Origin of the sequence: Dorea sp. YH-dor226, from assembly GCF_039832105.1 — a bacterium.
Taxonomy (GTDB): domain Bacteria; phylum Bacillota; class Clostridia; order Lachnospirales; family Lachnospiraceae; genus Dorea_A.
The window spans coordinates 97,609-110,413 of sequence record NZ_JBDOHS010000004.1; the positions used below are offsets into that span (position 1 = coordinate 97,609).

Here is a 12,805-nt window from a genome sequence, read left to right on the forward strand (position 1 = left end):
GGTGAGACAATGCGATATCTGGTGGATGGCAGTCAGATGAAGGCTGCAGATCAGTATACGATCCAGACAATAGGTACTCCGTCCCTTGTATTGATGGAGCGGGCTGCCAGATGCTGTGTGCAGGTAATGACAGACAGATATCTGGATCTGTCCAGAGCCTGTGTTGTATGTGGCTCCGGGAATAATGGCGGAGATGGTCTGGCAATTGCGAGAATCCTTACCAGGATGGGATATCCGGCTACCGCCTGTTTTATTGGCAATAAGGAGCATTGTACAGAAGAGACAAAAGAACAGATGCGTCTCCTTAAGGAAGCCGGAGGCAAGATTATATATGGATACGAAGAGGCAAAATACAGCGTACTGATCGATGCGATCTTCGGTGTGGGACTGAGCAGAAAGATTGAGGGGAACTATCGTGAGATCATCGATCAGATGAATCGTTCGACGGGAATAAAGGTTGCAGTCGATATTCCGTCCGGAATCTCTTCCGGGAATGGTGCGGTGTTGGGAATCGCATTTCATGCAGATATTACGGTTACTTTTCAGCTTGAAAAGCTGGGACTTCAGATGTATCCGGGACGGGAATACGCCGGAGAGATCTATCCTGTTGACATAGGAATCTGCACAGACAGGATCAGGGATGACATATCTGTGGCATATACGTATGATAGAAGAGAATATAGCCGTCTGCTGCCGGTCAGAAAGGCGGATTCACATAAAGGAACATATGGAAAGCTTCTGGTAATTGCCGGAAGCAGGGGAATGTCAGGAGCAGCATATCTGAATGCCAAAGCAGCGTATCGGGCCGGAGCAGGACTGGTGCAGATCTATACTCCGGAGGAGAATCGTGTGATTCTTCAGACTCTGCTGCCGGAAGCAATTATTACTGCCTACGAGTCCTTTGAAGAAGAAAAACTGTGTTCGCTTCTTGCGTGGGCCGATACCGTATGTATCGGATCCGGGCTCGGAACGAACGACTTGTCGAAGAAGATCCTACAGACAACACTGAAAAATATAAAGGTACCGTGTGTGATTGATGCGGATGGACTGAATCTGTTATCAGAGAATATGGAAGCACTGAAGCAGGTATCGGACGGAGAGATCGTGCTGACTCCTCATATGAAGGAGATGGAACGATTGTCCGGCAAAATGGTATCAGAGATCCGGGAACACCGGACAGCTGTTCTGAGAGAATTCACGGAACAACATCCGGCAGTCGTAGCGTTGAAAGATTCCAGAACGATGGTTGCATCTTCAGGATCCCGCATATATGTGAATCTGTCCGGCAATTGTGCAATGGCAAAAGCCGGATCAGGAGATGTCCTTGCGGGGATGATCGCAGGTCTGATGGCACAGAAAGTATCCGGATATGATGCAGCAGTTCTGGGAGTCTATTTGCACGGCTGTTGCGGAGATTATGCCCGGAAGATCATGGGAAGCTATAGCGTTATGGCAGAAGATCTTATTGAAAATATAGGCAAAGTGTTCATAGATCAGGAGGAGTTGGCTTATGAAGAAGTATAGCAGAGTTATGGCGAGGGTCGATTTGGATGCAGTTGAATATAATATAGAGATGATGAAAAACAATATTAAAGAGGGTGTTCAGATCATGGCCGTTATTAAGATGGACGGATATGGACATGGAGCTGCACAGATTGCAAAAGTGCTGGATCCGAAAGAGTATATCTGGGGCTTTGCGGCAGCAACGCTTGACGAAGCTGTTCACCTGAAGAGATCAGGAATCAAAAAGCCAATACTTGTTCTTGGCTGTATCTTTCCGGATCAGTGGGAAGACATGATTGAGAATGAGATTCGCATGACAGTATTTACAAAGGAGATGGCTGAAGAAGTATCCGAACTTGCACAACGTATGGGAAGAAAAGTATATGTTCACATTAAGCTGGATACGGGAATGGGGCGTCTGGGCTTTCAGATTACAGAAGAAAATGCAGACATCATTGCTGCCATCAGCAAGCTTCCGAACCTAGTCATGGAAGGAATGTTTACACATTTTTCCAAAGCGGATGAAACGGATAAGACGTATACACATGAACAGATCAATCAGTATCTGTGGATGAAAAGGGCGTTGGAAGAAAGAAATGTTGTATTTTCTTATTATCACTGCTCCAACAGTGCAGGTATCATTGATATGAAGGAAGCTAATCTGAATCTGGTACGTGCAGGTATATCGACATACGGAATGTATCCGTCGGATGAAGTGGAAAAAGAAAATGTTCCTCTTAAGCCTGCAATGGAGCTGATCAGTCATGTGGCCTTTGTAAAGTGGGTAGAAGAAGGAAGAAGGATCAGTTACGGAGGAACATATGTGACAGCTTATCCGACGAAAGTTGCCACGATTCCGGTTGGATATGGAGATGGATATCCCCGCAGCCTGTCCAACCAGGGATATGTTCTGATCCATGGACAGAAAGCACCGATTCTCGGAAGAGTATGTATGGATCAGTTCATGGTTGATGTAACGGGTATAGATGATGTGAAATTCGGTGACAAAGTGACGTTGATCGGGAAAGACGGGGATGAGGTCCTTCCGGTAGAAACCCTGAGCGATCTTTCGGGAAGATTTAATTATGAATTTGTATGTAATCTTGGAAAGAGAATTCCGAGAGAATATATCCGGCATGGAGAAATCGTGGAACAGGTAGATTATTTTCTCTGATTCTGCAGGTTCCTGCATTTTGAAGAATACATCCGAAAAAGATGGAGATACTTATGTTATCAAGTGAAATCGGAGTGTGAATGAAAAGTGCAGGTAAGACGTGGAGATATCTATTACGCAGATCTTAGTCCGGTTGTCGGATCCGAACAGGGAGGCATTCGTCCGGTACTGATCATACAGAATGATATGGGCAACCGTCACAGCCCGACTGTGATCTGTGCGGCGATTACTTCCAGGATGAATAAGGCAAAATTGCCGACACACATTGAGATAGATGCAAGGAAATATCAGATTGTGAAGAATTCTGTGATTCTGCTGGAACAGATTAGGACAATAGATAAACAACGGCTGAAGGATCTGGTATGCCATTTGGATAAAGAGATAATGAACAAAGTAGATGAGGCTCTGAAAGTCAGTTTAGAGCTTCATACATAGAAAAGGAGTTTGAGGATAGTAAATTATGATAGAAGGAAGTTTGTTTGGCAGAATGAAACAGATATTCCAGCTGGAAGATGAGATGGATGAGGAAACTCAGAAAGAAGCCGCAGAGCTGATTCGCAACATTTTCCGGTATATGGATAAAGATGCAAAGGATATCATGACGCATCGGAAAAACATTGTTGCAATCGATGGAAATGAGACGCTTGAAGATGCTCTCCGGTTTATTCTGGAGGAGAATTATTCCAGATTTCCAATCTATGAAGAAGATATAGATGAAATCACCGGAATCATACATCTGAGAGAAGCAACAGCCTGTTATCTGGATGAGAACAATCGGAAAAAACGGGTAAAGGATCTGAAAGAATATATAAGACCGGTTACATATATCCCTGAAACGAAAAGTATAGATACGCTTTTTAAAGAGATGCAGGCGAAAAAAAATCATATGGTGATCGTGCTGGATGAATATGGGCAGACTTCGGGACTCGTAGCGATGGAAGATATTCTGGAAGAAATCGTAGGAAACATTCTGGATGAGCATGACGAAGAAGAGGAGATGATATCACGCCAGGCAGACGGAAGCTATCTTGTGAATGGGATGACAGATCTGGAAGATCTGGAAGATCTTATGCCGCTGCAGTTTGAAAAGGAAGAGTTTGAGACTCTGAATGGCTTCCTGATCGATCAGCTTGACAGAATTCCATCAGAAGATGAGCATTGTGAGGTTGATTATCAGGGATATCGATTTACGATTCTTCTGGTGGACAATAATACAATACAGAGAGTTAAGATTGAAAAACGTCCGGAAGCGTGATAGAATAAAAAAAGTGCGAAAATAGAGATAAAGAGAGGGTTAAAAAATGTCAGGACATTCAAAATTTGCCAATATTAAACATAAGAAAGAAAAAAATGATGCTGCAAAGGGAAAGATCTTTACAAAGATCGGAAAAGAAATTGCAGTTGCGGTTAAAGAGGGCGGAAGTACAGATCCTGCAAATAACAGTAAACTGCGCGATGTAATCGCAAAGGCAAAATCCAACAACATGCCGAATGATACGATTGAAAGAAATATCAAGCGTGCAGCAGGAGATGCAAACGCTGCCAATTATGAACATATTACATATGAGGGATATGGACCGAACGGAACGGCCATCATCGTTGAGACACTGACAGATAATAAGAATCGTACCGCTTCCAATGTAAAAAATGCGTTTACAAAAGGCAGTGGTAATGTAGGTACTCCGGGATGCGTTTCATTTATGTTTGACAAAAAAGGTCAGATCGTGATCGATAAAGAAGAGTATGAGGGAGACGCAGATGAGCTGATGATGCAGGTACTGGATGCAGGTGCAGAGGATTTTGTGGAGGAAGAAGACAGTTATGAGATTCTGACGGATCCTGATGATTTCAGTACGGTGCGTCTTGCGATAGAAGAAGCCGGAATCCCGATGGCTTCTGCAGAAGTAACAATGATACCTCAGACATATGTGGAACTTACGGATCCAAAGGATATTGCCAATATTCAGAAGACGCTGGATATGCTGGATGATGATGACGATGTACAGGATGTATATCATAACTGGGACGAATAATTTCTCTGTGATACAGGAGGAGAAAGATGGCAGAATGCAAGGCTGAGGCTGGATTGAAAAAGTTATTTGACGATTCGCTGGATCTGCTCAATATGTTCAAAAGAAAAACATATGCAGAAACATTTCAGATATTGTATCGTGGCAATCAGGAATGTCTGAATGTGCTGGCAGAAGCATGCAGCGAAGATGCGGATCGGGAAGAACTGGAAGCATACGCCAGAGTAATTCCCGAGTATGCGAAAGAGAAGCTGGATGGTATTTCTTCAAAGAGAAAGAAAGAACGTTTCTTTGCAGATTATAATATGACAATGGCAGTATATGTGATTCCGCTGGTGAATTACAGTGTTTTTCATAATAAAAGGGATCAGGGGAATCCATTGACAGTAAGGATGATAGAGATCTGGAATGAGCTGCCGGTTACAGGTTATACGCTCTCGGAATCATCGTATGATCTGATCCAGAGCGGTTTTAAAAACAGGCTCTGTTATATTACGACTGCGGTATGTTCCAGCCGCAATCAGCCGGATGACTGCTATGAACTGGAAACACTTCGCAGGTACCGGGATGATTATCTGGCGCAGACGGAATCGGGAAGACAACTGATAGAGGAGTATTATGATATTGCTCCCGGAATCGTAATGGCAGTAGGTATGCGTCCGGATGCACCGGAGATATATGAAGGGCTGTATAAGAATTATCTGCTTCCATGTATTCGGCTGATTGAGAAAGATAAAAAAGAAGAATGCAGGGAATTGTATATCGATATGGTTCAGGAATTACAAAAGAGATACTTTTATTCATAAGGAGAGGGAACATGAGCAATTATAAGATTGAAACAAAGTGTGTTCAGTCAGGATACACACCGAAAAACGGAGAGCCAAGATCTCTCCCGATCTATCAGAGTACAACATTCAAATATGATTCAAGTGATCAGATGGGACGACTGTTTGATCTGGAAGACAGTGGTTACTTCTATACCCGTCTTCAGAATCCGACCAATGATGCAGTGGCAGCAAAGATCTGCGATATGGAGGGCGGAGTTGCAGCAATGCTGACTTCTTCCGGACAGGCAGCAAGTTTCTATGCGATCATGAATATTGCACAGCAGGGGGATCATATCGTGTGTGTTTCTGCAATATATGGAGGAACTTATAATCTGTATGCCCACACGATCAAAAAAATGGGAGTAGACGCTACGTTTGTTGATCCGGACTGTACAGAAGAGGAATTAAACGCAGCATTTCAGGAGAATACCAAGGCAATGTTCGGAGAGACAATCTCGAATCCATCCCTTGCTGTTCTGGATTTTGAAAAGTTTGCAAAAGTTGCACATGCACACGGAGTTCCGTTTATTGTAGATAATACTTTTGCAACACCGATCAACTGCCGTCCGTTTGAGTGGGGAGCAGATATCGTGACACATTCTACAACAAAGTATATGGACGGACACGCATCAGCGGTAGGTGGAGCGATCGTTGATAGTGGGAACTTTGACTGGGAAGCATATGCAGATAAATTCCCGGGACTGACAACACCGGATGAGACCTATCATGGAATCGTGTATACACAGCGATTTGGCAAAGGCGCTTACATAACAAAGGCAACTTCCCAGTTAATGAGAGATCTGGGGTCCATACAGTCTCCTCAGAATGCATTTCTTTTGAATCTGGGTCTGGAATCTCTGCATCTTCGTATGGAAAGACACTGTGAAAATGCACTGGCTGCAGCGCAGTATCTCCAGAACCATGAAAAGATTGCATGGGTAAATTGTCCGTCACTTCCAGGTGACAGATATTATGATCTTGCAAAGAAATATATGCCAAATGGAACCTGCGGTGTTATTACATTTGGCGTAAAGGGCGGAAGAGATGCCTGTGTACGTATGATGGACAGCCTGAAGATGATCTCTATCGTAACTCATGTTGCAGATGCAAAAAGCTGTGTACTTCATCCGGCAAGTCATACACACCGCCAGATGAACGATCAGGAGCTTCTGGAAGCAGGAGTACAGCCGGATCTGATCAGATTCAGTGTTGGAATTGAACATATTGATGATATTATTGCAGACCTCAAGCAGGCTCTGGAACAGGTATAAAAATGTCTGGATACCTCCATACTAATTGAAAAAGTATGGAGGTATTTTTAGGATGCAGAGCAATAGTACAAATTCACGGGAAAGAACACAGAATGAAGAAGAAAAAGCGGAGCAGATCCGGGAAACAGGAAGTCTGAGTCTGGAAGAAGGGAAAGAAAAACACAGAATCAAATTACTGACGATCGTTGGTGAAATTGAAGGTCATGAAGCAGTGTCCGGAAATACAAAATCAACAAAATATGAACATCTTCTTCCTATGCTTGCGGAAGTCGAAGACAGCGAAGAGATTGATGGAATACTGATACTTCTCAATACACTGGGAGGTGATGTAGAGGCCGGACTTTCCATTGCGGAGATGATCGCATCACTTAGTAAGCCGACCGTATCACTGGTGCTGGGCGGCAGTCATTCTATCGGAGGGCCGCTGGCCGTCTCCGCACAATATTCCTTTATTGTTCCGAGTGGTACGATGATCATACATCCGGTTCGGTCTAACGGAATGTTTATCGGAGTTCCACAGAGTCTGCATAATATGATACGGACTCAGGATCGCATTACGAAGTTTCTGGCGGATCACTCGCATATGAAAAAAGAGAGAATTGAGGAACTGATGCTGAATCCTACGGAACTTGTAAAAGATGTGGGAACACTTCTGGAGGGAGAAGAGGCGGTAAAAGAGGGTCTGATCGATGAGGTGGGAGGATTAAGCAGTGCATTGCATAAATTGCACGAAATGATTGATATATGGATACAGAAAAAGAGTGAAAATGTGTAATGACAGCTTATTGAAAAAATGGTATACTATTAGATAGTATCGCCATAAATAAGGGGGAGATTACATGGCTGGAAAGTCAAAAAAGCGTAAAACTGCGCGAAAGGCGAAAAATAAAACTACGCAGTCAAGTTTTGTAAGAGATGAGATCATTGTCTGGGTGACACTTGCAGTCAGTATTCTGATATTGATCAGTAATTTTGGAATTGGCGGGTTCGTAGGGGAGACGATCTCGGAAATTCTTCTGAAAATATTTGGATGGATTGCATATGCTGTGCCTTTCCTTTTATTTGGAATGGTTGCATTTCTTATATCGAATAAAGAAAATGGGATTGCATATATGAAGGTTGCTGCAGGTCTGATATTTACCGTATCAGCAGGGATGCTTCTTCATCTGATCAATGAACTGGGGGGACTCATTGGTGAGAAACTGACATCTGTACTGGTACCGGCGATCGGAACCGCAGGAACATATGTTGTAACGATTATACTGATGATTATCTGTATGGTTCTCATCACAGGAAAGTCTGCACTTAAGGGTGTCAGGACTGGAAGTGAAAAAGCCTATGACAGGGCCAGAGAAGACGCAAGAAAACGGCGTGAACATGCAGAAGAAAAGAAAAAACAGAAAGAAGAAAGAATAAAGGAAGAAACCGGACGAACCTCTGATGACAGAGAGGGAAAGGGAAGAAAGAGAAGCGACAGACATGTAGAGGGCGTGTCGTTTGATACTACGATTGCTAAAAAATCTCCGGAAGTAAAGGAACTTCCTGTTGATCCTAAGGAAGCAAGGGGCCCTGAAAAACCAGATTTTGTGATTAATCGTGCGGAGCCTTATGAAGAGGGTGAAGTCGAGACGGGGGCACAGGAAGATGTGTCCGGAATGCCGGAAGATGATGTGTCAGATGTTCCAAAGAAAAAAAGCAGAATGAGCGAAGAAGGAATTGCAGGAGAGGTTGCGAATGTTGCAGCAAGTGTTGCAGCAGAAGCGGCAAAACCGAAAAAACCATATAAATTCCCTCCGATATCTCTGTTAAAACGGGGAAAAAGGACTGCCGGAGAATCAGATGCTCATTTACGGGAAACCGCGATGAAGCTTCAGCAGACACTGCAGAACTTTGGTGTAAATGTAACAATTACGAATGTCAGCTGTGGACCATCTGTGACACGATATGAGCTTCAGCCGGAGATGGGAGTAAAAGTAAGCAAGATTGTCGGGCTTGCAGATGATATCAAACTGAACCTTGCGGCTGCGGATATTCGGATCGAAGCACCGATCCCCGGAAAAGCGGCTGTCGGGATTGAAGTGCCGAATAAAGAAAATACTGCAGTCAGACTCAGAGATCTTCTGGAAACGAACGAATTTAAAAACAGTACTTCGAAGGTCGCTTTTGCAGTCGGAAAGGATATTGCAGGCAACACTGTCATTGCAGATATTGCAAAGATGCCGCATCTTCTGATCGCAGGAGCAACAGGTTCCGGAAAATCGGTCTGCATCAATACCCTGATCATGAGCATATTGTATAAGGCGAGGCCGGAGGAAGTAAAATTGCTCATGATCGATCCGAAAGTAGTAGAATTAAGTGTATATAATGGAATTCCACACCTTATGATCCCGGTTGTCACAGATCCGAAGAAAGCTGCAGGTGCACTGAACTGGGCAGTTGCAGAGATGACAAGAAGATATAAGGAATTTGCCGACAACCAGGTGCGTGATATGAAGGGATATAATGAGAAGATCAGAGGTATGCAGGATGAAAACGGAGATCCGTTAAAACCGATGCCACAGATCGTGGTTATCGTAGATGAGCTTGCAGATCTGATGATGGTTGCACACGGAGAAGTGGAAGAGGCAATCTGCCGTCTGGCACAGCTTGCCAGAGCAGCGGGAATCCATCTGGTTCTTGCGACTCAGAGACCGTCTGTAGATGTTATTACGGGTCTGATCAAGGCAAATATGCCATCACGTATTGCATTTTCTGTATCATCAGGAGTCGATTCCAGAACCATCATTGATATGAATGGCGCAGAAAAACTTCTCGGTAAGGGAGATATGCTCTTTTATCCGGCCGGTTATCAGAAGCCTGCACGCGTGCAGGGATCTTTTGTGACGGATTCTGAAGTACAGGAGGTCGTTGACTACCTGATAAAGCAAAATGGAGATGCTACATATAATGATGAAGTGGTGCAGCAAGTAAATACGTGTCAGAGTGGAGGTCTTACTTCTGCTTCGGCCTCAGAAGATGATGGAAGAGATGTATATTTTACAGAAGCCGGAAGACTGATCATTGAAAAAGAGAAAGCATCGATCGGAATGCTTCAGAGAGCGTTCAAGATAGGATTTAACAGAGCGGCTAGGATTATGGATCAGCTGTTTGAGGCGGGAGTTGTCGGACCGGAAGAGGGTACAAAACCAAGAAAAGTACTGATGACTTCTGAAGAATTTGAACAGTATACGAATCAGCAATCAGGCAGGAGGAACTCGGAAGATGAAATGTAGGTACTGTGGACGCATAATACCTGAGGGAAAATTATATTGCAGCCATTGCGGAAAAGAAGTCTGTATTGTTCCTGACTACAATCCGCTGGACGATATGCTGACGGCGCAGATCAAGGGCGCTATCACCGGAGATAACAGTTACGATGCGGAAGAAATCTATGATTCCATCAGAAATACCGGTGATTTCCATAAAAATGACAACAGGAGAACAACCGGAAGAACTACTTCCAGAACAACCGGCAGGACTGCCACCAGGACAACCGGCAGACAGATGTCCGAACGGGAAAGACGAAGAAGACAGGCAGAGCGTAGAAAAGCGATCAGACGCAGAAAAAGAAAGCGTGCTCTTCTGATTATTGGCGGTCTGCTTCTGATCATCCTGATTGTAGGGATTGCAGCATATCAGACTTCCTATATTGGAATGATCAATAAAGGAAATAAAAATCTGAATAATAAAGACTATAACCTTGCAGAATCTTATTTTGAAAAGGCATTATCCAAGGATGAAAAAAGAGCGGATGCATATATCGGACTGTCAAAGGTATATCTTGCGCAGAAGAATGAAGATAAGGCAGAAAGCGTTTTCCTGAATGCAATCGATAAGCAGAAAGATAATGTTGATCTGTATGATGCATGTATTCAATATTACATGGACACGGATCAGAAAGAGGAGATTCCGCTTCTCCTTGAAGATGCCAAGGACAGTGTAGTTGATGCATTATCGGAATATGTGATCAGCAAACCAAAATTCAGCCTTGATTCAGAAGAGGTATATGATGATGTACAGGAACTGACACTGACTGCAAAGGAAGGTTATACGATCTATTACACGACAGATGAGAAGGATCCGACTACGAACAGTGAAAAGTATTCTTCTCCGATCCAGATAAAAGAGGGAGAAACAGTCATCATTGCAATTGCAGTCAACAAGGATGGAATTCCAAGTCTTCCGTCAAAGAAGACATATACCGTGGAGCTTCCTGTTGAAGACGCTCCGGCAGTTTCACCTTCCACAGGACAATATGAATCTGCGATGCAGATTGAGATAAAAGTTCCGGACGGATACGAAGCATATTATACAATGGACAAGAGTGATCCGACAACTGCGTCAACCAAGTATACCGGCCCGATTCCAATGCCGGAAGGAGAGACAATATTTAAAGCAATTCTTGTCAATGCAAAGGGACGCACCAGTGATATCACAACAAGAAATTACGTATATAATAGTGGTAATTAGTGGAAGGCTACTGTAATAAGCAGTAGCCTTTTTTGTATTTAAAAAAATACAATTTTCTTCGGGATATATATTGCGTTAATAATTTAACGGAGTTATAATATTGACAAACATTTAACAAAACATCATTTTAAAAAGGAGAGATTGTACAATGGCAAGATTTACTTTACCAAGAGATGTGTATCACGGAAAAGGATGCCTGGAGGAGCTGAAGAATTTAAAAGGAAAAAAGGCAATCCTTGTTGTCGGCGGTGGTTCTATGAAGCGTCAGGGATTTCTGGACCGGGCTGTTGGTTATCTGAAGGAAGGCGGAATGGAAGTTGAATTGTTCGAAGGTGTAGAACCAGATCCATCTGTTGAGACTGTTATGAAAGGTGCAGAAGCAATGCGCGCATTTGAACCGGACTGGATCGTTGCAATGGGTGGAGGATCTCCAATTGACGCTGCAAAAGCAATGTGGGCGTTCTATGAATATCCGGATACCACATTTGAAGATCTGTGTATTCCGTTTAATTTCCCGGAATTAAGACAGAAAGCAAGATTTGCGGCAATTCCTTCTACATCCGGAACTGCAACAGAAGTGACCGCATTTTCAGTTATCACAAACTATCAGACAGGTGTAAAATATCCGCTTGCTGACTTTAATATCACACCGGATGTTGCCATTGTAGATCCTGATCTTGTCATGGGTCTTCCTGCAAAACAGGTTGCCTATACGGGTATGGATGCACTTACACACGCGATTGAGGCTTATGTATCTACATTAAATTGTCCATTTACAGATCCACTGGCACTGCAGGCAATTGAAATGGTACTTGATTATCTTCCGGCTTCTTATAATGGCAATATGGAAGCCAGAGAGCAGATGCATTATGCACAGTGTCTGGCAGGAATGGCATTCTCCAATGCACTGCTTGGTATCGTACATTCTATGGCACATAAGACAGGAGCAGCATTCTCTACCGGACATATTCCTCATGGATGTGCCAATGCAATCTACCTTCCATATGTAATCAAATATAATGCAAAGGATCCGGTTGCCGCATCACGTTATGCTGAGATTGCACGCAGAATGGGACTTGCAGGAACGTCAGAAAAAGCTTTGATCAACAGTCTGTGTGAGAAGATCGATGAATTCAATGTAAAATTAAATATTCCAAAAACATTGAAAGACTTTGGTATTAATGAAGACGAGTTCAAAGAAAAACTTGATAAGATCGCAGAACTGGCAGTTGGTGATGCATGTACAGGATCCAATCCAAGAACAATTGATCCGGAGGCAATGGCAAAATTATTTACATGTACTTATTACGGAACAGAGGTTGATTTCTAGAGGATTCAGATATGAAAAAAAGCAGGTGTTTCATGGCATCTGCTTTTTTGTGAAATCTTTTTTAGAAAAAATTTTCAATATTGACAATAAAATAACGATAATCACTTGCGAAAATCCTGCAGGGGTATTATTATAGAATTAATATCGCAAAATAGGAGGAA

Annotated in this window: 11 protein-coding genes; all 11 read left to right on the top strand. The window is 43.2% G+C overall.

Annotated elements, in window-relative coordinates:
- Positions 1 to 9: 9 nt before the first annotated feature.
- The 11 genes from ABE547_RS05070 (at position 10) to ABE547_RS05120 (ending at position 12,644) form a co-directional block, all read left to right on the top strand.
- The gene (locus tag ABE547_RS05070; protein WP_347377736.1) at positions 10 to 1,524 is read left to right on the top strand and encodes an NAD(P)H-hydrate dehydratase; all 1,515 of its coding nucleotides are present in this window, start codon (positions 10 to 12) and stop codon (positions 1,522 to 1,524) included.
- A complete protein-coding gene (gene alr, locus ABE547_RS05075; RefSeq protein WP_347377737.1) occupies positions 1,511 to 2,677 on the top strand; it encodes an alanine racemase in 1,167 nt (388 codons plus the stop codon). Before ABE547_RS05070 ends, alr begins: the two co-directional genes overlap by 14 nt.
- 87 nt (positions 2,678 to 2,764) lie before the next feature.
- Positions 2,765 to 3,112: a type II toxin-antitoxin system PemK/MazF family toxin gene (locus ABE547_RS05080; RefSeq protein ID WP_347377738.1), complete on the top strand. Its 348-nt coding sequence runs from the start codon at positions 2,765 to 2,767 to the stop codon at positions 3,110 to 3,112.
- A gap of 25 nt (positions 3,113 to 3,137) precedes the next feature.
- Entirely contained in the window at positions 3,138 to 3,932 is a 795-nt protein-coding gene (locus tag ABE547_RS05085) for a hemolysin family protein (RefSeq protein WP_347377739.1), read from the top strand.
- A 46-nt stretch (positions 3,933 to 3,978) separates the two neighbouring features.
- The gene (locus ABE547_RS05090) at positions 3,979 to 4,710 is read left to right on the top strand and encodes a YebC/PmpR family DNA-binding transcriptional regulator (protein ID WP_347377740.1); all 732 of its coding nucleotides are present in this window, start codon (positions 3,979 to 3,981) and stop codon (positions 4,708 to 4,710) included.
- Between the two features lie 26 nt (positions 4,711 to 4,736).
- Positions 4,737 to 5,513, top strand: a complete 777-nt coding sequence (locus tag ABE547_RS05095) for a CFI-box-CTERM domain-containing protein (protein WP_347377741.1) — start codon at positions 4,737 to 4,739, stop codon at positions 5,511 to 5,513.
- An 11-nt stretch (positions 5,514 to 5,524) separates the two neighbouring features.
- Positions 5,525 to 6,805, top strand: a complete 1,281-nt coding sequence (locus ABE547_RS05100; RefSeq protein WP_347377742.1) for an O-acetylhomoserine aminocarboxypropyltransferase/cysteine synthase family protein — start codon at positions 5,525 to 5,527, stop codon at positions 6,803 to 6,805.
- Positions 6,806 to 6,857: 52 nt separating this feature from the next.
- Entirely contained in the window at positions 6,858 to 7,580 is a 723-nt protein-coding gene (locus ABE547_RS05105) for an ATP-dependent Clp protease proteolytic subunit (RefSeq protein WP_347377743.1), read from the top strand.
- A gap of 64 nt (positions 7,581 to 7,644) precedes the next feature.
- Entirely contained in the window at positions 7,645 to 10,077 is a 2,433-nt protein-coding gene (locus ABE547_RS05110; RefSeq protein ID WP_347377744.1) for a DNA translocase FtsK 4TM domain-containing protein, read from the top strand.
- Positions 10,067 to 11,314 (top strand): chitobiase/beta-hexosaminidase C-terminal domain-containing protein, encoded by a 1,248-nt coding sequence (locus ABE547_RS05115; RefSeq protein WP_347377745.1) that lies wholly within the window; start codon positions 10,067 to 10,069, stop codon positions 11,312 to 11,314. The genes ABE547_RS05110 and ABE547_RS05115 overlap by 11 nt, the downstream gene beginning before the upstream one ends.
- Positions 11,315 to 11,462: 148 nt before the next feature.
- On the top strand, positions 11,463 to 12,644 hold the full coding sequence (locus tag ABE547_RS05120; protein ID WP_347377746.1) for an iron-containing alcohol dehydrogenase: 1,182 nt from the start codon (positions 11,463 to 11,465) through the stop codon (positions 12,642 to 12,644).
- Positions 12,645 to 12,805 lie beyond the last annotated feature (161 nt).